Source organism: Enterobacter sp. HK-058-C-ECC (genome assembly GCF_047531125.1).
GTDB lineage: Bacteria > Pseudomonadota > Gammaproteobacteria > Enterobacterales > Enterobacteriaceae > Enterobacter > Enterobacter quasiroggenkampii.
Map to the genome: position 1 here is coordinate 1 of NZ_JBLKCH010000027.1, position 19,266 is coordinate 19,266.

At 55.2% G+C, this 19,266-nt stretch carries 25 protein-coding genes; 21 read left to right on the top strand and 4 right to left on the bottom strand.

The window, feature by feature from the left end; all coding sequences use genetic code 11:
• Positions 1–376: 376 nt before the first annotated feature.
• On the bottom strand, positions 377–1,756 hold the full coding sequence (gene ygjG, locus ACMWJS_RS22570) for a putrescine aminotransferase (protein ID WP_053076392.1): 1,380 nt from the start codon (positions 1,754–1,756) through the stop codon (positions 377–379).
• A 435-nt stretch (positions 1,757–2,191) separates the two neighbouring features.
• Here ygjG and ACMWJS_RS22575 point away from each other — a divergent pair, with 435 nt between their 5' ends.
• Positions 2,192–3,712: a methyl-accepting chemotaxis protein gene (locus ACMWJS_RS22575; RefSeq protein WP_414747607.1), complete on the top strand. Its 1,521-nt coding sequence runs from the start codon at positions 2,192–2,194 to the stop codon at positions 3,710–3,712.
• A gap of 337 nt (positions 3,713–4,049) precedes the next feature.
• Positions 4,050–5,609 (top strand): methyl-accepting chemotaxis protein, encoded by a 1,560-nt coding sequence (locus ACMWJS_RS22580; RefSeq protein WP_045910045.1) that lies wholly within the window; start codon positions 4,050–4,052, stop codon positions 5,607–5,609.
• Here the strand turns inward: ACMWJS_RS22580 and ACMWJS_RS22585 are convergent.
• Entirely contained in the window at positions 5,606–6,100 is a 495-nt protein-coding gene (locus tag ACMWJS_RS22585) for a PadR family transcriptional regulator (protein WP_045910044.1), read from the bottom strand. The genes ACMWJS_RS22580 and ACMWJS_RS22585 overlap by 4 nt on opposite strands.
• A 147-nt stretch (positions 6,101–6,247) precedes the next feature.
• Between ACMWJS_RS22585 and ACMWJS_RS22590 the strand changes: the two genes are divergently transcribed.
• Entirely contained in the window at positions 6,248–7,012 is a 765-nt protein-coding gene (locus ACMWJS_RS22590) for a siderophore-interacting protein (RefSeq protein ID WP_414747608.1), read from the top strand.
• Here ACMWJS_RS22590 and ACMWJS_RS22595 read toward each other — a convergent pair whose 3' ends face one another.
• Positions 7,013–8,182, bottom strand: a complete 1,170-nt coding sequence (locus tag ACMWJS_RS22595) for a DNA repair protein (RefSeq protein WP_045910042.1) — start codon at positions 8,180–8,182, stop codon at positions 7,013–7,015. It abuts the gene before it with no gap.
• Positions 8,183–8,579: 397 nt separating this feature from the next.
• On the opposite strand from ACMWJS_RS22595, the gene ACMWJS_RS22600 reads away from it, so the two are divergent.
• Positions 8,580–9,083, top strand: a complete 504-nt coding sequence (locus tag ACMWJS_RS22600; RefSeq protein ID WP_080347321.1) for a hypothetical protein — start codon at positions 8,580–8,582, stop codon at positions 9,081–9,083.
• Positions 9,080–9,427 (top strand): hypothetical protein, encoded by a 348-nt coding sequence (locus ACMWJS_RS22605; RefSeq protein WP_048028933.1) that lies wholly within the window; start codon positions 9,080–9,082, stop codon positions 9,425–9,427. Before ACMWJS_RS22600 ends, ACMWJS_RS22605 begins: the two co-directional genes overlap by 4 nt.
• Positions 9,428–9,482: 55 nt before the next feature.
• On the opposite strand, the gene ACMWJS_RS22610 is transcribed toward ACMWJS_RS22605, so the two are convergent.
• Positions 9,483–10,058, bottom strand: a complete 576-nt coding sequence (locus ACMWJS_RS22610; RefSeq protein ID WP_048028935.1) for a phage repressor protein CI — start codon at positions 10,056–10,058, stop codon at positions 9,483–9,485.
• Between the two features lie 227 nt (positions 10,059–10,285).
• Between ACMWJS_RS22610 and ACMWJS_RS22615 the strand changes: the two genes are divergently transcribed.
• The 16 genes from ACMWJS_RS22615 to ACMWJS_RS22690 form a co-directional block, all read left to right on the top strand.
• Positions 10,286–10,624, top strand: coding sequence for a DUF5347 domain-containing protein (locus ACMWJS_RS22615; RefSeq protein ID WP_023616298.1), 339 nt, complete (start codon positions 10,286–10,288; stop codon positions 10,622–10,624).
• Positions 10,625–10,692: 68 nt separating this feature from the next.
• Positions 10,693–10,920, top strand: a complete 228-nt coding sequence (locus ACMWJS_RS22620; protein WP_414747609.1) for a DUF2732 family protein — start codon at positions 10,693–10,695, stop codon at positions 10,918–10,920.
• On the top strand, positions 10,920–11,141 hold the full coding sequence (locus ACMWJS_RS22625; RefSeq protein ID WP_414747610.1) for a TraR/DksA family transcriptional regulator: 222 nt from the start codon (positions 10,920–10,922) through the stop codon (positions 11,139–11,141). Before ACMWJS_RS22620 ends, ACMWJS_RS22625 begins: the two co-directional genes overlap by 1 nt.
• Before the next feature lies 1 nt (position 11,142).
• Entirely contained in the window at positions 11,143–13,332 is a 2,190-nt protein-coding gene (locus tag ACMWJS_RS22630) for a replication endonuclease (protein WP_414747611.1), read from the top strand.
• Between the two features lie 109 nt (positions 13,333–13,441).
• Entirely contained in the window at positions 13,442–13,882 is a 441-nt protein-coding gene (locus ACMWJS_RS22635) for a DinI-like family protein (protein WP_414747612.1), read from the top strand.
• 178 nt (positions 13,883–14,060) lie between these two features.
• The gene (locus tag ACMWJS_RS22640) at positions 14,061–14,264 is read left to right on the top strand and encodes a tail protein X (RefSeq protein ID WP_024906438.1); all 204 of its coding nucleotides are present in this window, start codon (positions 14,061–14,063) and stop codon (positions 14,262–14,264) included.
• A complete protein-coding gene (locus ACMWJS_RS22645) occupies positions 14,255–14,476 on the top strand; it encodes an HP1 family phage holin (RefSeq protein ID WP_023616187.1) in 222 nt (73 codons plus the stop codon). The genes ACMWJS_RS22640 and ACMWJS_RS22645 overlap by 10 nt, the downstream gene beginning before the upstream one ends.
• The gene (locus tag ACMWJS_RS22650) at positions 14,460–14,969 is read left to right on the top strand and encodes a lysozyme (protein WP_023616186.1); all 510 of its coding nucleotides are present in this window, start codon (positions 14,460–14,462) and stop codon (positions 14,967–14,969) included. The genes ACMWJS_RS22645 and ACMWJS_RS22650 overlap by 17 nt, the downstream gene beginning before the upstream one ends.
• On the top strand, positions 14,966–15,391 hold the full coding sequence (gene lysB, locus ACMWJS_RS22655; protein ID WP_235404512.1) for an Rz-like lysis system protein LysB: 426 nt from the start codon (positions 14,966–14,968) through the stop codon (positions 15,389–15,391). Before ACMWJS_RS22650 ends, lysB begins: the two co-directional genes overlap by 4 nt.
• Positions 15,279–15,524: an Rz1-like lysis system protein LysC gene (lysC, locus tag ACMWJS_RS22660; RefSeq protein WP_229226321.1), complete on the top strand. Its 246-nt coding sequence runs from the start codon at positions 15,279–15,281 to the stop codon at positions 15,522–15,524. The genes lysB and lysC overlap by 113 nt, the downstream gene beginning before the upstream one ends.
• Positions 15,487–15,954 carry a phage tail protein gene (locus tag ACMWJS_RS22665; protein ID WP_048028947.1) on the top strand — a complete coding sequence of 156 codons (468 nt, stop codon included), beginning with the start codon at positions 15,487–15,489 and terminating at the stop codon, positions 15,952–15,954. Before lysC ends, ACMWJS_RS22665 begins: the two co-directional genes overlap by 38 nt.
• Before the next feature lie 112 nt (positions 15,955–16,066).
• Positions 16,067–16,708: a phage baseplate assembly protein V gene (locus tag ACMWJS_RS22670; RefSeq protein WP_414747613.1), complete on the top strand. Its 642-nt coding sequence runs from the start codon at positions 16,067–16,069 to the stop codon at positions 16,706–16,708.
• The gene (locus ACMWJS_RS22675; RefSeq protein ID WP_023616182.1) at positions 16,705–17,055 is read left to right on the top strand and encodes a GPW/gp25 family protein; all 351 of its coding nucleotides are present in this window, start codon (positions 16,705–16,707) and stop codon (positions 17,053–17,055) included. The genes ACMWJS_RS22670 and ACMWJS_RS22675 overlap by 4 nt, the downstream gene beginning before the upstream one ends.
• 5 nt (positions 17,056–17,060) lie before the next feature.
• Complete coding sequence (locus ACMWJS_RS22680; RefSeq protein ID WP_414747614.1) at positions 17,061–17,969, top strand: baseplate assembly protein; 909 nt, start codon at positions 17,061–17,063, stop codon at positions 17,967–17,969.
• Positions 17,962–18,570 carry a phage tail protein I gene (locus ACMWJS_RS22685; RefSeq protein WP_414747615.1) on the top strand — a complete coding sequence of 203 codons (609 nt, stop codon included), beginning with the start codon at positions 17,962–17,964 and terminating at the stop codon, positions 18,568–18,570. Before ACMWJS_RS22680 ends, ACMWJS_RS22685 begins: the two co-directional genes overlap by 8 nt.
• Positions 18,567–19,266: phage tail protein (locus tag ACMWJS_RS22690; protein ID WP_414747616.1), on the top strand; the 700-nt coding region annotated here is incomplete at its 3' end. The genes ACMWJS_RS22685 and ACMWJS_RS22690, both read left to right, overlap by 4 nt.

A 19,266-nucleotide genomic window follows, 5' to 3' on the forward strand; every position in this document is an offset into this window, starting at 1 on the left:
ATCAATCTGTTGATTTCTCATTTTAAATTAGAAATTCTAAATGTATTTTTAACTTTATCTTTATTAATTTTTAGTATGAATTAGTACAGTAAATACTCACCGCGGTGAAATTTTGCGGGTTTGTATCGCTGAGATTGATAATTGGAGTGTATTATTAAGCGTTGTCTTACGGTAAAGATTAAATATTTAATTTCGGGCTGAAATTACACGTCAAGGGAAGAGGCTATTCATTTTCATTATGGAATACTTGATTACAAATTGAAATGATTCGCGTCGGCGCTAACGTCACCTCTTCTTGCGAAAGCTGTACGGTCCGGGAATGAAGTCAATATCTGTCAACTCTGTTCCCGGACCGTACAAAAGAAAAGAGGAATAATTATATTTCTTCCACTTTTACCCGCAGCGCCACCAGCGCTTTACGCGCCGCTTTCAGCACCTGCTCACACTGCTCAATCGTCAACGTCAGCGGGGGTTCCACGCGGATGGTTTTTGAGTTGTTGAGCGTGCCGGCCACCAGCACCCGCTGGCGGAACATCTCGCTCGCGAAGCTGTAGCCGATTTCGTTGTCAACAAACTCAATGGCCATCAGCAACCCTTTGCCGCGCGCATCCTGGATCAAATCCGGGAATTCACGGCCCAGCTGGCGGAAGCCGTCCAACAGCATGTCGCCTTTTTGCTCCGCCTGCGCAGGCAGGTTTTGCTCCAGCAGCACGTTGATGGTCGCCAGCGCCGCCGCACAGGCCAGCGGGTTACCGCCAAAGGTGGTGGTATGCAGGAACGGATTGTCGAACAGCACCGAGAACACCTCTTCGGTAGCCACCGTCGCGCCAATCGGCATGACGCCGCCGCCCAACGCTTTCGCCAGGCACAGAATGTCCGGTTGAACGTTCTCGTGCTCGCAGGCAAACATCTTGCCGGTGCGCCCCATCCCGGTCTGGACTTCGTCGAGGATCAGCAGCGCGCCAAACTCATCGCACAGCTGACGCACGGCTGGCAGATAGCCCTGCGGAGGGAGGATGACGCCGCCTTCACCCTGAATCGGCTCCAGGATCACCGCCGCCACGTCATCGCCGGTTTTACGGCATTCGCTCAGTGCGGTGCGCATGGCGTGAATGTCACCGAACGGCACGTGGCGGAAGCCCGGCAGCAGTGGCATAAACGGTTTGCGGAAGGTGGATTTCGCGGTCGCCGACAGTGCGCCCAGGGATTTACCGTGGAACGCGCCGCTGGTGGCGATGAAGGTGAATTTCCCGCGCGGCGACTGGTACGCTTTGGCGAGCTTAATCGCCGCTTCGACCGATTCCGTGCCGCTGTTGCTAAAGAAGCTGTATTTCAGTTTGCCGGGCGTTAAGGCCGCCAGCGTTTTCGCGAGCATGGCGCGAAGCGGGTCGAGCAGTTCCTGGCTATGGAGAGGTTGTTTCGCAAGTTGATTCTGTACGGCGGAAACCACAACTGGATTACGGTGCCCCACGTTGAAAATTCCAAAACCTCCCAGGCAATCGATAAACTCCTGTCCCTGGGTGTCGACAAGCGTGTTCAGACTTCCCGCTTGCCACTCTACGGCTCCGTAATCCCCGCCGGCGGTAACAGATTTGCGATACTCCAGAAACCCTGGATTGACATGCTCTTTAAAGTAATCGATGACCTCTCGGTTAAGTTGTTTCATCTCCTCATGATCAAGCGTTCGCTTCTCAATGAGATTCAGTGCGTGCGCGGTACAGGCAAGAGCCGAGGCGCTGGAAGGTAACCTGTTCAAAATGTGCTCCCGGGGATCGCGTATCACATGATACTGGTTTAAGTATTGCAGGGATTACGCCACTTCAGATGCCTTAACGAAAATCGGGATAAACGCCAGGTTAAAATAATGTTGCACAATATTTAATCATGCCGATAGAAGCCAAACGAGATTTAGCGGTACGGGGCAGAGAGTATAAGGAAGGGGGTAAAAGCGCCGCTGCACTAAAGAAGTGCATACGCTGCGACTTAAGCGGGCATTAACGAGTCATGCTTTGTGGGTAATTTCTCTGCGAAAGTATTTGAAATCAATGGATTAAAAAATCGTACAAAAAGTATGGTTTAAGTCAAATCTGCGATCTCCATCAAGTTTAACAACTAAAGATAAATTGTTTACCGCCGAAAAAACAATGACCCACAAAATTAACATTCAAATAACCTGCAAGGGATGCACGCCATGTCCTCTCCAACCTATGTCACCCAGAATGAATATCCTCTGGACGATGACACCACCTTAATGTCTACCACAGACATCCACAGCTACATCACCCACGCCAACGACACCTTTGTGCAGGTGAGCGGTTACCAGCTCGATGAGCTGACGGGCCAGCCGCACAATATGGTGCGCCATCCCGATATGCCAAAAGCCGCGTTTGCCGATATGTGGTACACGCTGCAGCAGGGCGAGCCGTGGAGCGGGATTGTCAAAAACCGGCGCAAAAACGGTGACCACTACTGGGTGCGTGCTAACGCGGTGCCGATGGTGCGCCGGGGGCAGGTGACGGGCTATATGTCGATTCGCACCAGAGCCACAGCGGAAGAGATCGCCGCCGTGGAGCCGCTCTACCGGGCGCTGAACGACGGGCGCTGTAAAAAACGTATTCACAAAGGGCTGGTGGTGGGAAAGGGCTGGCTGGGTAAACTGCCGGCCATGCCGCTGCGCTGGCGCGTGCGCAGCGTGATGGCGGTGCTCTTTGCCGTACTCGCCGCCACGCTGGCCGCGACCTCCGCAGGCTGGACGCCGCTCGCCGCGGCCTCGGTGGTGATGCTGCTGGGAACGCTGCTGTTTGAGCAACAGATTGTCCGCCCGATCGAGAATGTGGCTCGACAGGCGTTGAAGGTCGCCACCGGCGAGCGCAATAGCGTGCAGCACCTGAACCGCAGCGACGAGCTGGGCCTGACGCTGCGCGCGGTAGGGCAGCTTGGCCTGATGTGCCGCTGGTTGATCAATGACGTGTCGAGCCAGGTGGTGAGCGTCCGTGACGGCAGCGATAGGCTGGCGCAGGGAAATGAAGATCTGAACGATCGTACGCGTCAGACCGTCGCGAACGTGCAGCAGACCGTCGCGACAATGAACCAGATGGCCGCGTCCGTTCAGAGTAACTCCGAAACCGCCGCCGAGGTGGACAAACTCTCCGTGGCCGCGAGCAGCGCGGCAACGAAAGGGGGCAATGCGATGCAGACCGTCGTTAAAACGATGGATGACATTGCCGACAGCACGCAGCGAATTGGCTCGATTACCTCTCTGATTAACGATATCGCTTTCCAGACCAATATTCTGGCGCTGAACGCGGCGGTTGAAGCGGCAAGGGCAGGCGAGCAGGGTAAAGGGTTTGCTGTGGTCGCGGGCGAAGTCCGCCATCTTGCCAGCCGCAGCGCCAGTGCGGCTAATGATATTCGTAAACTCATTGATGCCAGCGCCAGCAAGGTGCAGTCCGGCTCTGAGCAGGTACACGCTGCGGGCCGTACGATGGATGATATCGTTGTGCAGGTGAAAAACGTGACGCAGCTTATCGCCCAGATCAGCCACGCGACCTCCGAGCAGGCAACCGGGTTATCAGAGTTAACCCGTGCGGTGGCTGAACTTGACAGCATCACGCAGAAAAACGCCGACCTGGTGGAGGAGAGCGCGCACATTTCTGCCATGGTGAAGCATCGCGCCGGACGTCTTAAGGATGCGGTGACCGTGCTCCATTGAGTCAGTCATGTTCCAAAAAAGCCGTTTATACCATAAGGAATAAACGGCTTTTTATTTTTCCCATTGTGACTATTAATGTGGTTTATTGTTAATTTAATATTAAATAACTAAAGAAAGTGCCTCAGTTATTTATTCCTGCCTAAGTCAGTTCTTCAGAATCCTGTTTCAAAAATACCCCGTTTGACGGTCTGGTAACGATCGATGAAGCAATATTAATAGCCTACACCTATGCATTGTGAGGGTTATGAAATAAAAAAACGATCAAAGTCATAAAGTTAGCCAATCCGTTACCGATAACAGCGATCGTCTGAGAAATAATCACATCGATGGAGTAAATATGTTCTTACATGACGTAAAGATCGGCACGAAATTATTTCTGGCGTTTGGGTTCTTTATTGTCCTGATGGCGATCAGCGCAAGTGTGTCTTTGCTGAGCCTGAACCGGGCAAATAATGGGATGCAATCCATTATTACCCATGACTATCCGACCACGGTAAAAGCGAACCAGTTAATCGATAACTTCCAGGAATTTATTAGCACTCAACAGCTGATGCTGCTGGACGAGCAGGGTACTTACACGGGGCAATCTCAGCAGCGCCTGAAAGAGATCAGCGAGCATATTACGGTGATTCTGGGCGAGCTGAACAACGCCTTGCAGGATCAAAAGTCTCAGCAGGTGCTGGCGGATATCCGCAGCGTGCGCCAGCAGTATCTGGATTCGCGCTATCGTATTTTGCAGGCAGTGCAGAACAACAACCGTGCGGGCGCCATTCAGGAGATGATGACCACCACCCTTGCCGTGCAGCAGGCTTATAAAGCGAAGGTGAAGGAGTTGATTGCCATTCAGAACAGCGAGATGCAGCGTGCGGGTACGCAGGTGGAAGGGGATTTCAGGTCTAACCGTCTGCTGCTGATCCTGCTCACGCTCTTTAGCGTTGCGGCAGGCAGCCTGATTGGCTGGTTTATCGTGCGCGCTATCACCCGCCCGCTCGGTGAGGCGGTGAATTTCGCAAAAGCGATTTCAGAGGGCGATCTGACGGGCAGCATCACGCCGCACGGTAAAGACGAAACGGGCTTGTTGCTGCATGCGCTGATGGAGATGAAGACGCGACTGCTGGACATTGTGCAGCAGGTGCAGACCGGCTCGGAGAATATCTCCAGCGCAGCCGCGCAGATTGTCGCCGGTAACCAGGATCTGGCCGCACGTACGGAAGAGCAGGCCAGCTCCGTTGAACAGACTGCCGCCTCGATGGAGCAGATCACCGCGACGGTGAAAAATACCGCCTCGCATACCGGTGAAGCGACCAATCTTTCTGCCGATGCCGCCACGGTGGTCAAAAACAACGGTGAGATGATGAAGCAGGTGACCAGTAAAATGCGCCTGATTAACGAGACCTCCAACCGGATGTCCGACATTATCGACCTGATCGACGCCATTGCATTCCAGACCAACATTCTGGCGCTGAATGCGGCGGTGGAAGCGGCGCGCGCCGGTGAGCATGGCCGCGGCTTTGCGGTGGTCGCCGGAGAGGTGCGCCAGCTTGCCCAGAAGAGCGCGTCGTCTGCCAGCGAAATCCGGGAGCTGATTGAGAGCTCCACCAGCCAGACCCAGGACGGGATGAACCTGGTCGAAAAAGCGAGTGGGCTGATTAACGGCATGGTCGGCAACGTGGAGGAGATGGATGCAATCCTGCGTGAGATCCGTCAGGCCAGCCATGAGCAGACGGAGGGGATCTCGCAGATCAACAGCGCGATTGGCCTGATTGACGCCACCACCCAGCAAAACTCCGCGCTGGTGGAGGAGTCCGTCGCGGCGGCGGCATCGCTTAATGAACAGGCGATGCACCTTAAAGAGCTGGTACGCGTCTTCCGCGTGAGCGAGCACGCACCGGCTTAATCCAGTTGGGAGATCTCCAGCGCCGCGCGGTCAATCACGCCGATAATCTGCTTAAGCTGCGCGTCGCTGAGCTCTCCCTGATTTACCTTCAGGTCCAGTACCGCTTTGAAGTTATCCAGCGCCCGCTTCATCTGCGGGTTTTTGCGTAGCTGAAAGCCGACGCTGCGCGCTTTGATACGCACCTGGATCTGTTCCAGCTGTTCCTGGTTTTCATCCAGCCAGCGTTGTCCTTCAGCGGTAATCGCAATGCGCTTACGCCCGTTTTCTTCTTCCGTAATGGTGATAAACGTCTGATCCTGCAGATAATCCAGGGTTGGATAGATGACGCCCGGGCTCGGGGTGTAGTTTCCCTGCGTCAGGTTCTCGATCTCTTTGATCAGCTCGTAGCCGTGGCTTGCGCTACGGGTCAGGATATCCAGAATCACCAGCCGTAGATCGCCGTGGCCAAAAAAGCGCGGCCGACGCCCGCCGCCATCGTGTTCGTGTCGCATAATATGCCCTTCATTTTGATATATCTAAACTATATCTAAGATATATTCAGATGCAATCTAAAAGATCTTGCATTTTTCCTTATTAGTAATCATTATCATTTGAAAATTGATTTAGATATATCGTATTCACCAGAAAAGGGTCTAAAAATGGCATCTACCCGTTATCCACAGCGTGTTCGTAATGACCTGCGTTTTCGCGAACTGACGGTGCTCCGCGTTGAGCGCGTCAGCGCGGGTTTCCAGCGCATTGTGCTAGGCGGCGAGGCGCTGGAGGGCTTTAGCTCCCGCGGTTTCGACGACCATACCAAAGTCTTTTTCCCGGCACCCGGGACGACGTTTACGCCGCCGGTGGTCACCGATGAAGGCATCGACTGGGGTGACGGCGTGCGTCCGCAGGCGCGCGACTATACACCGCTCTACGATGAGGCCCGTCATGAACTGGCGTTGGATTTCTTCATTCATGACGGCGGCATAGCCAGCGGATGGGCGCTACAGGCGAAGGTAGGCGATAAGCTGACCATCGGCGGCCCGCGCGGTTCGCTGGTGGTGCCGGAGGATTACGCCTGGCAGCTGTACGTGTGCGACGAGTCCGGCATGCCCGCGCTGCGTCGACGCTTAGAGAGCATTGCGCAACTGCCGGTTCGCCCGGACGTGCAGGCGGTCGTGACGGTTGGGGATGAATCGTATAAGGACTATCTGGCGCACCTGAGCGCGTTTAACATCACCTGGGTAGTGGGCCACAGCGAGCTGGCCGTCGCGGACCATCTGGCGACGCTGACCGTTCCGGGGGACGATTACTTTATCTGGCTGACCGGGGAAGGGAAGGTGGTGAAAAGCCTGAGCCGTCAGTTTGAAGCCGACGTCATTGACCCTCAGCTGGTGCGTGCCAGCGCATACTGGCACGCCAAATAATCAGGCTGCCGAATCCAGCTGCGCTTCGCTCACCTGATGTTCGAGCGAGGCGCGGACCTCGTGCAGCGCTTTCTCCTGCTGAGCAAAGTACGCTTCCATATTGCTCAGCGAGGAGACCAGCAGCCAGGACTCTTCTTTCTCCAGCTCCGCCAGCTCGTTCACTAAGGTGTCGATCTGCTCGCGGACCTGCGCCATTTTTTTGCGGATACGTTCCAGATCGTTCAGCCTGTCGCTGGCCATCAATGGCTCGAAGCCCTGCTGCAGGCGGGCCACCAGCGAGCGAATGGCTTTCACATCGCCGCGCTGCTTCGCCTGGTTAAGCTGCACCATCATGTTGTTGGCTTCTTCTTTCAGATCGTCCGCCACCAGATCCGGGTGGCAGAGCTTGCTCGCCTGTCGCCAGAGACGCTTGAGTTCGTTCTGGTCCTCTTGCGAAAGATGCTTACCTTTGCGTAGCCGCACTTCGGCATCGTGATGCTGTTCGCGATACTTCTCGTACTCTTCGTTGGCCTCGTCGCGAGCCTGACGCGCAGGCTCCTCTTCGCGCGTTAAGCCGCTCTCCAGCTCCTGCGCTTCGGCCAACAGGTTGGCAATCAGATTGCTTTGCTGCTCCAGATGCTTACGCGCCTCGGCGGCCTGGACGGAGTCAGCCGGGAGATCGCGCCAGCGCTGGGTGAGCGTCGCCAGCACCTCTACCGCCTGCGCCATATAGTGCTGGCAGCGACGGTAATCCTCCTCGCGACGACGCGCTTCCGCCTGCTGACGACGCAGGTTCAGCTCCGCCAGCGTTTTACGCAGGGCGAGGATCTGCTGCATCAGCGGCCCGAGGCGTGAGAAATAGAGATCGTTGAACTCATCAAGCTGCTGCACCCGCGCGTTGCGGCGGTCAATCAGATCGCGCAGACGCTCTTCCAGCGCCTTCAGCTCCAGCTTGCTGGCCGCCACCTGCGGATCGCGCCACGGGGTCACGGCGCGCTGGCCCTGCAGCCAGGCGGTAATGGCCGCCATGGCCGCGGTGTAGTTCTTCTCCTCGAGCGCCACGACGATTGCCTGTAGCTCATCGTCAAACGCTTCATTTTTCAGGCGTGTCAGCTGGCTCTGGATGATGTCGTCATCTTCCAGTTCAATGGCATTTTTAATGATTTCTAGCCGTTTGATCGGTGTGCTCATGATGCCTTTCGCTTTGGCGCTTAAGTATTTGAGTTAAGGTTAGTTGTTGTAAAAGCTACAGGAAATAATACACACGGATGATGATCGGCGCGATGGGGGATTTCTTTAGTTTTGCAGTTTGTGAGTAAAGGAACAGGAGGGTTTGTGTTTACGGTTCCCGCTCTGCCAGTGTTGCCACGCTTGAAGAGTGAGCCAACATTGGCGATTCGTTGTTCAAAAAGTATTAATAAACTCCTCAAAATCCAACGGCACGCGCATTTTTATTACACTAAACCTAAATTTATTTTTTTTAGTTGACCTTTATATCTATGAGTGATTTGTTAATAGCATTCAGGGATGTTAATGCCTCGGGGTGTCTCTCTGAAAAATAAGCAAGGATATATATAAAGGTAAAGGTATGCGATTTTTAAAATATATAATTATTCCAGCAATAGTGAGTCTTTCTGGCTGCAGTACTTTCTTTCCTGAGCCGAAAATGTACACGCCACCGCCGAGTAGCGAGGATGTCGCTAAGCTTCGTCTCATTGGGCCGCCGATGAGTTATGGCATCTATCAGTATGATAAATCTGGTAAAGAAACAGGTGGGTGGGTACTTAAGCACAATCGTTATTTGAACCCTTTCCTTGGGTCGACGAAAGATATTGGTCTCCCTAAAGTCACGGGGAAGAAATACGATAAAGACTATTTCGAAACGTTGATTGTGCCAGATGAAAAAACCACTATCCAGCACGCTTTATATCAGGGGTGTAATGTATCGCTGACTTTCACGCCAGAAAAGAAAAAGATCTACGAAGGGCATATTAGCTATAGCGATAAAACGGGATATTGCGTGCTTTATATGAAAGAAGTCGCGCTTGATACCGTCAATGGCATTTATGTTGAAAAGGATTTTGTACAGTGAAAGCCATTAACTTTTTAGGCGTGGCGTTAGCCTGTCTCCTGAGCGCCTCATGTGCATCGAACTACGACGGAACCAAGGCGACAAGCCTGGCTCAGTATTCGGAAAAAGAGATAAAGCAGAAGCTGATCCCAGAGGTCACGACCCGCAAAGATGTGCTGATTGCTTTTGGCGTACCAGCAAATACGGCTGACTACAATAATACGCGCCACTGGGAGTATACGTCGCAGATCATCGATCGTCGTATCTATCTCATCATTCCTCTTAATCTGGATCGCAAGCAGCACCTGTCCGTCGATTTTTCTGACAAAGGAATTCTGACTTCTTACAACTACATCGAAAAATAGCGTTTAAAATCAACCAAAAGGCTGGCGAATCTCGTCAGCCTTGAATTTAGTATCCTCAGCTTACTTCGCTATAGATCCCCACCACGCGGCCCACCGTTTTTATCTCGTCGATACCGCATTCAAAGGGAACCTTGCCGCCCGCCACGTGAAGTTTTTTCCCCGGCAGCAGCGTCAGATCGCGGATGCTGGCGGTGCCTTCAATCTCAACCAGCCACAGGCCGTCGGTTAACGACGCCTCTTTTTCGATAAAGTGCAGCTTCCCCTCTGCCCGGACGGCGATGCCGCGCGTCAGCGGTTTGCTAAAGAAAGCAGCGTCGATACTCAAAATGGAATTTTCTTCCAGCCTCCCGTCACTGAGTGTGAATGTCGAAACCGAAACGGGATCGCCCGGGGCGGGGTTTCCTGCAAACTGCGCACCCTGGCCGGTCATCAGCCAGCGGAGGCTGGCGCCAGTGTCCAGCGCACACTGAACCGCAAAGTCGTAAGAGATGGTCCCGCGCGCGTAGCGGTTCTGAAGCGAGCTGGCGGCGATATTAAAGTGTCGGGCCAGCTGGATTTTCTGCGTGAAACCATATACCTGACAGATTCTATCGAGCAATTCTTCATTATTCACTTGAGAATCTAGTATCAAAATATATTCCTTTGGGTGTTTACTAATACTCATTTGGGTATTAGTATCATTACAAATTCGGGCAATCAGCGGCAGACGTTGGCAAACTGAGGCTAATGATTGCAGGCATTATCAAAATGGGAATCATGCAGCATGGCTTCCGAAATCGCAATCCTCAAACGGTGGAAAAAGCCGTGCTCTGCCCGTTTTGAACGCATTAGCGTGCATACATTTACGCGAGGGGAGATATGGCGATAGAAGCTGCCCGTGCAAGGGTTCCACTAAGCGTGGGGGCGCGTCTTAGCGGGCTTAACCACATCGCTGAACTGCGCGCCCGCTACGGGAGCGATAGCGGGAAAGAGCTGGCGCGGTTTATGGCCGACATGCGCGATAAGCGCGATCCCTTTTTTGAGGAGAACAGCAGGGCGCTGGCCGCTCTCTTTTTCCTGGCGAGATTACCCGTCGCCCGTCATGAGTGCGATATCAGCGAGCTGACCACAGAGGAGAAAAGAGCGCTAATTACCGCGATGAATCATTTTCGTGCTGTTGTGAGTTTATTTCCTGAACGGCTGACCATGCCGTTGTAACCCAACCCAAAAACGAATGGCGTCAACCCGCCGGGCACCCTGTTGCCTGAATTTAAGGAGAACGCGTAATGCGACACAGTGAAAACCGCCCTTATCCAATCGGAAGTGAAGAACTGCAACGCCTGCTGATGGAGGCAAAAACAGAGGAACGATGCGCGCGCGCCCTTGCGGTCTCCCTGCGTCTGGAAGCGCTGGCGAACCAGATCTACAAAACCGGCATGAGCGGAGAAGACATTGCCGAACTGCTGTGCCACGAGGCGGCCCGCTACGAGCGTGAATCCCAGGAGCTGCACTGATGGCCGATTTTATCGATCTTGCCCAGGCGCGCGAGCAGGAAGACAGAGAGCGCCACATTAATAGCGCCCGCAGACGACCCGCATCGCCTTCGCGTTTCTTCTGCGAGGAGTGTGAGGCTCCAATACCGCAGGCGCGCCGTATGTCGGTGCCCGGCGTGGCCCTGTGCGTCACCTGTCAGGAGATCGCGGAGATGAAAAATAAACACGTCCGGGGAGGGTGAGTTGGCTACGTCATTCGCTTATCCGTGGAATGCACCGCGGTCGGCCATTGCCAGCCCTTATCTTACCCATGCCCAGCAGCAGCGTCGCGATCGTTTCTTCGCGACGCTGCAGCAGGCAAGAATGGCCCTTTCACAGCAGCCTGACTGCGTGCGTTTTGAGGTCTGGCGCGCCGTTGACGCCCTCGAACAGCATCGGGGCAATCCGCAGGCTAACGCCTTTTTGATCCGCTTCTGCAACAGGATATTGCCCCGCCTGCGGCGGGTCTCTGAACGCTATGCCTGCGCAGGTTTGCATGACGCAGTCTCCCGAGCCGTGTTTAAAGGCCATTTCGATACCCAGCTTCTGCAGTACCTTGCCTCGCGAATGGTTGAACTGGTTGCCCGGTATAACCGTCTGCCGGATATGTCCCGCGCGGATATCGACCTGCTGGCGGGCGATATTGCCAGCTTTATTCGCGGCGAGCTGGCAAATATTAACGATGCTGATATGGGCGAATACCAGACGCTCTTTATCTGGTATCAGCGCGCCGGACTGATCGCCCGGCAGTTCAACGTGTCGCCTCCGCACTGGGAGCGGGTGTCGAAGACATTTTTCAACAAAGACGATGTTGCCGCCGCGGTGATGCGGATGTTTTCCGAGGCGTGGTGGCGCGGGCGTTTACGTCGGATCGCGACTGCCTGGCGCGAGCATTTGCAGATTGCCCTCGGCAACGTCAGCAAAAAGAGAATGGCATACGCGAGCAAACGCTGCGTGACCGAGTGGCGCGAGCAGAAGCGCCGCACCCGTGAATTTCTCAAGGGCATGGAGCTGGAAGATGAAGAGGGCAACCGCATTAGCCTGATTGAAAAATACGATAGCTCGGTGGCCAACCCGGCGATACGTCGCTGTGAGCTCATGACCCGCATTCGCGGGTTTGAAAATATCTGCCAGGCGCTGGGCTATGTGGGCGAATTCTATACCTTAACCGCCCCCGCGCAGTATCACGCCACCGTGAAATCGGGCTACCCCAACGCGAAGTGGAACGGATCCAGCCCGGCGGAGACGCAAGGCTACTTCACCCGGGTGTGGGCGCGCATCCGCGCAAAGCTGCACCGGGAAGGTCGCCGTATCTTTGGTATCCGCGTCGCGGAACCCCATCACGACGGTACGCCCCACTGGCACATGCTGGTGTTTATGCGGCCGGAAGACGTCGAATGCGTTCGCCGGATTATAGGGGACTACGCCCGGGAGGAGGATGCCGCTGAGCTGCAGAGCGAAAGCGCCAGACAGGCTCGCTTTCACGCGGACGCGATCGATCCGCAGAAAGGCAGCGCTACCGGCTATATCGCCAAATACATCTCAAAGAATATCGACGGCTATGCGCTTGATGGTGAGACTGACAACGAAAGCGGCGGCCTGCTGAAGGAGACGGCGTCCGCCGTATCGGCCTGGGCAGGGCGCTGGCACATTCGCCAGTTTCAGTTCATCGGCGGCGCGCCGGTAACGGTCTACCGCGAGCTGCGCCGACTGGCAGACGCAGAGACCGCGCGTGGTCTGAGCGTCGAGTTTGCTGCCGTCCATGAAGCTGCCGACGCCGGTGACTGGGCGGGTTACGTCACTGCACAGGGTGGCCCGTTTGTGCGTCGCGATGATTTACAGGTGCGCACGCTGTATGAGCCGGGTACCGGGTTTAACCAGTACGGCGAAGAAACTGTCCGCATCCGCGGCGTGTACGATGCTGCTGTCGGCGCGGGCAGCCCGGTTTTAACCCGGCTCACGCAGTGGAAAATTGTGCCGAAGCGGACCCAGGAGCCTGAGAATGTAACTGCGCCTTCTCGGAGTTCTGTCAATAACTGTACGCTGAGCGATCTCTCTCAACCCCTTAACCGGCGTGCGAGACGGGCATTAACCGAGCGTATTAAGCGCATCCGGCCCGGCGCAGCGGCGCCCTTTGTCTACGAGCGGGATCCGCAGAACGGGGTCCCGGAGAAGGTGATTGATGAAGTTCGGCTCGCCACCGGAATCGCCATCAGCCGCGCAGAGGCCCTGCATCTTATGGCGGGCGGCGTAAGCCGTTTTAACGATAAATGGTGCAGAGGCGCAGCTGACGGAACGCTCTTTCCGGCAGCGCGTTCTTATCAGCATAAGGCGCGGAAAATCCTTGAACGTATTGGGTATTTATCGGATCTGTTCTCTCTGAGAGCACGCTAATCTCCATCGATATCATGCACATACCGTGAAGAGTTCTGATTTTTCGCTTCACTCTTTTTATGAATACGTGCTACTGTATGTTTATACAGTATCTCGTGGTGGAGGTTGTGTGGACAGAGAGTTGAACGAGCAGGTCATGATTGAACGCGTCGAGATGATTGCTCGACTGACGACAGAAGGAACATGTCAGGAAAGAGATCGTGAGATTGCCCTGAATTTGATTGCTGAGATTGCGCGGGGAAATTTAATCAAAAACAACGCGTTTACCGTTGTTTTCTCAGCATCGCCTGTTCCGGAACGCATCAAAAAAGAGGGTAACGTTCGGGTGAACATTACGCTCGATAAAGACCAGCAGATTGGCCATGGTGTCGTCGAGGCCTTCCAGAACGAACTGACCCGCCGAATAAGGTCCCTGTTCCCGTCATCGCGGGTGACCGTGAAAATAGGATCGATGACGGGAGTAGAGCTCCAGGGGCTCGAAGGAGAAGCCGATCGCGAGATACTGGATAATATTCTCCGGGAAGTCTGGGAAGACGAGAGCTGGCGCTAGCCCAGCATCATTACCCGAATGCACGCCCTCATTCTGATTTTGCGCTTTCGTTGACCCACGCTTCGCTGCATGTGGACGGTCTGTTGTGTCCGTGATTGTCCATCCGTCAGCGATAGCGAAAAGGCCGCCAGCCCGGGAAACTCTACAGTACCTGGTAACCGGATGTTGGGAGCGTCTGATGAAGATCTATGCAATGCAGGGGGACACGCTTGATGCCGTTTGCGCCCGCTATTATGGGCGCACGGCTGGCGTCGTAGAAGCCGTTCTGAAGGCCAATCCTGGCCTCGCGGAGTCAGGCGTTATCTTGCCTCACGGCACGCCGGTAGAGATGCCGGAGGTAAATAGCGCCCCCACCAAAGAATCCGTAAATCTATGGGACTGAGCCTGGAGAAAATCACCACGTTTATCGCCTACTGGCTGGCCGTGGCGCTGGCCTGGTTCGGGGCGATGTCGCCTGAAAAGGTCGCGCTGTACGTGGGGAGTGTTTGCGCCATTTTTACCGCGCTGACGAACTACTGGTTTAAGCGAAAAACCTGGCGCTATCTCCAGTCGCTGGGCCTCGATAAGAAGAGCATTCGTGAACTCAATCATTAAGCGTTGCAGCGTCGCCGGCGTGCTGGCGCTGGCTGTGCTGATGCCCGATTTTCGTTTACTGAAAACCTCCCCTGAGGGGCTGGCGCTGATTGCCGATCTCGAAGGTTGTCGCCTTTCGCCCTACCGGTGCAGCGCTGGGGTATGGACGTCAGGCATTGGCCACACGGCAAACGTTGTGCCGACGCGGGACATCACCGAGCGTGAGGCCGCGGTAAATCTGGTTGCTGATGTACTCAACGTTGAGCGACGACTGGCGACGTGCGCGCCGGTGGAGATGCCGCCGCGGGTCTACGACGCGCTGGTGAGTTTTACCTTTAATGTTGGCGCAGGCGCCGCCTGCCGTTCGACTCTGGTGTCTTTTATTAAGCGTAAACAGTGGTCGCAGGCGTGCGAACAGCTTACCCGCTGGGTGTACGTCAACGGCGTCAAAAATACCGGTCTGGAAAACCGCCGTGTCCGCGAAAAGGCCTGGTGCATGAAGGGGCTGCCATGAGAGTCCTCATGCTGCTGCTGGCCGGGCTGCTGGCGATCGCGCTGTGGCTTCGTCATGACAACCAGACCCTGTCCCGCTCCTTAGCCACGGCCAACCGGGTCGCCAGCGAACAAAAAAATGCCCTCGCCACGCTCAACCATCAGCTGTCCCAGTCGCAACGGATGGCCAGAGCAAACGAAAACGCCCAGGTCAGGCTCCGTGAAGAGCTTGTCGCTGCGGGCGAGGAGAGGGCAAGACGGGAAGCGACTATCGGGAGATTACTCAATGAAAATGAAGCGTTACGCCGCTGGTATACCGCTCAGCTGCCTGATGCTGTCCGCAGGTTGCACACCCGCACCGCCTGCGCCTCCGCAGCCCATTGTTTACAACGCCTGCCCGAAGGTGAGCCGCTGCCCGATGCCGGGAAGCGAACCCGCCACTAACGGCGATCTCAGCGCCGATATTCGCAGGCTTGAGTACGCCCTTATCGCCTGCGCGCTGCAGGTTGAAACCATTAAAGACTGTCAGGATAAACTCGATGCACAAACTCAAGAGCCTGCGTCAGGCATTAATTGACGCGATCCCCCAACTGAATACCAACCCGGAGCGCCTGCAGATGTCGGTCGGCAGCGGCAATATAGACGCCCGCCTGGCCTCCTCGCTCTCCTTTGAAAAACGGTATGTGCTGAACGCGAAGGTTAGCGGTTTCACCGGCGACAGCGAGGGATTTTTTGTCCCGGTACTGGCCTGGCTGCGGGAAAACCAGCCGGACATTTTTACCCTCGATGACGGACGCAAAAACGGATACACCTTCGCGATCGTTTTAAACGATGACGCTACGATGGATATCAGCATCAGCATGCAATTAACCGAGCGCATTCTTGTTTCCGAGGAACAGGGCGTTCTGCACACGACCTATTCCCCGGAGCCGCCGCTGCCGGAGCCCGTCACGCGTCCGAAGGCGTTGTACATCAACGGTGAGCTGGTCAGCCAGTGGGAGGACTAAGCTCCCCACGCTGAAGGCCGCCAGCCGCCAGCTGTCTGGACCGCTTGTTGTATCATCCCGCAGAAAACCCCGTCTCGTTGCTGCCGTTCCTCCTGAACGGCATTCTCTTCTCATGAATACATTAACTTCCATGCACGGTATCGCTCGCGCGATCCGCAATCTGATTCGTATCGGTGTTGTGACCGACGTTGACCTCAACAGAGGGCTTTGTCGTGTCCAGACCGGCGGGATGAAAACCACCTGGCTGAACTGGCTAACCTGCCGTGCGGGACGTTCGCGCGTGTGGTGGGCCCCTTCCGAGGGAGAGCAGGTGCTGCTGCTGGCCATCGGCGGTGAGCTGGATACCGCCTTTGTGCTGCCCGGCATTTTCTCTGACGACCATCCGGCGCCGTCCGGGTCGCCTGATGCGTTCCACGTCGCGTTCCCTGACGGCGCGGTGATCGAGTACGAACCCGGACGCGGGGCGCTGACGGTTTCAGGCATTAAAACGGCCGACATTTCCGCTTCTGAATCGCTGACCGCTACCGTGCCGGAGGTGCGGGTCATCTCAACGTCCCGTATCACGCTGGATACGCCTGAAGTGGTGTGCACCAACAAGTTAATTACCGCCTCGCTGGAAGTGCAGAAGGGCGGGGTGATGACCGGAAATATTGAGCACTCCAGCGGTAAATTGACCTCCAACGGAGTGCAGGTGGACAACCACGCGCACGGCAGTGTGCAAAGCGGCGGAAGCTGGACTAAGGGGACACAATGACGGTGCGTTACAGGGGAATGAACAGGCAGACCGGGCTAAGCCTTTCAGAGGCTGACCACATCCGGCAGAGCGTGCGCGACATTCTGGTTACGCCGATTGGCTCGCGGGTCATGCGCCGGGATTACGGCTCGCTGCTGGCGGCGATGATAGACAGGCCGCAGAGCCCGGCGCTGCGCCTGCAGATCATGGCCGCCTGTTATTCCGCCATCCAGAAATGGGAGCCGCGGATAAGCCTGACGGCCATCACTTTCGAACGTTCGGAGAACGACGGGACGTTGTATGTCGATATCACCGGCACGCGTCCGACCTCCGGACAATCCTTTTCTATCACCATTTCACTGAGTTAAACGCTATGGCTATTGTTGATCTGAGCCAGCTCGCCGCGCCTGATGTCGTGGAGGAGGTGGATTATGAAACGCTGTTGGCAGAACGAAAGGCCACCTTTGTCTCTCTCTATCCGGAAGAGGAGCGAGAGGCGATTGCACGGACGCTGACGCTGGAATCCGAGCCGATTGTGAAGCTGCTGCAGGAGAACGCCTACCGGGAAGTTATCTGGCGCCAGCGTGTAAACGAGGCTGCGCTAGCTGTGACGCTGGCCTATGCTGCCGGTCACGACCTTGATGTTATCGCGGGAAACAATAACACCGAACGCCTGATCATCACCCCGGGAGATGACACTACCATTCCGCCAACGGCGGTCGTCATGGAGTCAGATGCTGACCTTCGACTGCGCGCGCAGCAAGCATTTGAAGGACTGAGCGTCGCGGGGCCGATTGGAGCCTATGAATATCATGGTCGAAGTGCCGACGGACGGGTCGCTGACGTTTCGGTTGAAAGCCCTCAGCCTGCACACGTGACGATTTCGGTGTTATCCCGTGAGGGTGATGGCACTGCTGGTCCTGAACTACTTGAAATTGTTGAAAAAGCGCTTAACGCTGAAACCGTCCGCCCGGTCGGCGATCGTGTGACTGTTCAGTCAGCAGAAATTGTGCCATACAAGATAAACGCAACGCTCTACGTTTATCCCGGACCAGAGTCTGAACCTATCAGGCAAGCAGCAGAGCAGAAGCTGCAAAATTATATCAGCGCACAGCATCGCCTTGGACGCGATATCCGCCTGTCGGCCATTTATGCAGCACTTCACGTTGAAGGTGTGCAGCGCGTTGAACTGATATCTCCCCAGTCTGACATTGTGCTGACTAAGTCGCAGGCATCGAACTGTACCTCGTATCAGATAACTATCGGGGGTTCGGATGAGTGACAGGCTATTACCCGTTGGGTCCTCACCCCTGGAAATCGCCGCTGCCGCTGCGCTCTCGAATATTAAGCGTGTGCCGATACCGCTACGCACGTTATGGAACCCCAGCGCATGCCCGGTAAATTTACTTCCTTACCTGGCATGGGCGCTGTCGGTAGACCGTTGGGATGAGGCGTGGCCGGAGAGCACAAAACGCAGCGTCATTATGTCCTCGTTTTTCGTCCATCAGCACAAAGGAACCATCAGCGCATTGCGTCGTGTGGTGGAACCGCTTGGCTTTTTGATAGAGGTGCGCGAGTGGTGGCAGCTCGATGAGGATCCAGGCACATTCCGTCTGGTTGTCGGTGTGCTTGATAACGGCATCACTGACGAAATGTATCAGGAGCTTGAACGGCTAATTGAAGATGCCAAACCGGCAAGTAGACACATGACCGGGCTGGCTATCAGCCTGAGCTCAACGGGAGAGTTTTATGTCGGCGCAGGATGCTATCACGGCGATGCGCTGGCTGTTTATCCCTATACCACTGAGGAACTTATTATCGGTGGTGATTATTACCCGGCTTCGGCCATCCATTTGATTGATAACCTGAGAGTGAACGCATGACCGCAAAATATTTTGCCATACTGACTAATCAGGGCGCGGCGCGGCTAGCTAACGCGACGGCACTTGGTACAAAACTCAATCTGACGCAAATGGCGGTAGGCGACGCTAACGGAACGTTGCCCACCCCCGATCCTGCGCAGACGAAGCTCGTTAACCAAAAACGCATTGCGCCACTAAACCTGCTCGCTGTTGATCCGAACAATACCAGCCAGATCATCGCTGAGCAGATTATTCCCGAGAATGAGGGAGGGTTCTGGATCCGAGAGATCGGTCTCTATGACGACGACGGCATTCTGATCGCCGTGGCTAACTGCCCGGAAACATACAAGCCTCAGCTGCAGGAAGGAAGTGGCCGCACGCAGACCATTCGCATGATTCTGATTGTGTCTAGCACATCTTCAATTTCCCTGAAAATTGATCCGTCAATTGTGCTGGCAACGCGCCAGTATGTTGACGATAAAATTATTGAAGTGAAGAGCTATGCTGATGATCAGATGAAAAAGCACATTGCTGCTGATAATCCTCATAAACAGTACCCATTAATCACCAATGCGTTAAAAGAAATTGCCGATGCAGGATTGAGTGATGAGGTTCTCAAAAACCTTGGTTTAGGAGAGGGTTCTGCATTGCCGGTCGGCATTCCTGTTCCGTGGCCGTCAGCGACACCACCCACGGGATGGCTCAAGTGCAATGGAG

Coding starts and splice junctions, on each gene's coding strand:
- ACMWJS_RS22575 (WP_414747607.1), top strand. CDS start 2,192: ATGTCCTCTCCAACCTATGTCACCCAGAATGAATATCCTCTGGACGAT.
- ACMWJS_RS22580 (WP_045910045.1), top strand. CDS start 4,050: ATGTTCTTACATGACGTAAAGATCGGCACGAAATTATTTCTGGCGTTT.
- ACMWJS_RS22585 (WP_045910044.1), bottom strand. CDS start 6,100: ATGCGACACGAACACGATGGCGGCGGGCGTCGGCCGCGCTTTTTTGGC.
- ACMWJS_RS22590 (WP_414747608.1), top strand. CDS start 6,248: ATGGCATCTACCCGTTATCCACAGCGTGTTCGTAATGACCTGCGTTTT.
- ACMWJS_RS22595 (WP_045910042.1), bottom strand. CDS start 8,182: ATGAGCACACCGATCAAACGGCTAGAAATCATTAAAAATGCCATTGAA.
- ACMWJS_RS22600 (WP_080347321.1), top strand. CDS start 8,580: ATGCGATTTTTAAAATATATAATTATTCCAGCAATAGTGAGTCTTTCT.
- ACMWJS_RS22615 (WP_023616298.1), top strand. CDS start 10,286: ATGGCGATAGAAGCTGCCCGTGCAAGGGTTCCACTAAGCGTGGGGGCG.
- ACMWJS_RS22620 (WP_414747609.1), top strand. CDS start 10,693: ATGCGACACAGTGAAAACCGCCCTTATCCAATCGGAAGTGAAGAACTG.
- ACMWJS_RS22625 (WP_414747610.1), top strand. CDS start 10,920: ATGGCCGATTTTATCGATCTTGCCCAGGCGCGCGAGCAGGAAGACAGA.
- ACMWJS_RS22640 (WP_024906438.1), top strand. CDS start 14,061: ATGAAGATCTATGCAATGCAGGGGGACACGCTTGATGCCGTTTGCGCC.
- ACMWJS_RS22645 (WP_023616187.1), top strand. CDS start 14,255: ATGGGACTGAGCCTGGAGAAAATCACCACGTTTATCGCCTACTGGCTG.
- lysB (WP_235404512.1), top strand. CDS start 14,966: ATGAGAGTCCTCATGCTGCTGCTGGCCGGGCTGCTGGCGATCGCGCTG.
- lysC (WP_229226321.1), top strand. CDS start 15,279: ATGCTGTCCGCAGGTTGCACACCCGCACCGCCTGCGCCTCCGCAGCCC.
- ACMWJS_RS22665 (WP_048028947.1), top strand. CDS start 15,487: ATGCACAAACTCAAGAGCCTGCGTCAGGCATTAATTGACGCGATCCCC.
- ACMWJS_RS22670 (WP_414747613.1), top strand. CDS start 16,067: ATGAATACATTAACTTCCATGCACGGTATCGCTCGCGCGATCCGCAAT.
- ACMWJS_RS22675 (WP_023616182.1), top strand. CDS start 16,705: ATGACGGTGCGTTACAGGGGAATGAACAGGCAGACCGGGCTAAGCCTT.
- ACMWJS_RS22680 (WP_414747614.1), top strand. CDS start 17,061: ATGGCTATTGTTGATCTGAGCCAGCTCGCCGCGCCTGATGTCGTGGAG.
- ACMWJS_RS22685 (WP_414747615.1), top strand. CDS start 17,962: ATGAGTGACAGGCTATTACCCGTTGGGTCCTCACCCCTGGAAATCGCC.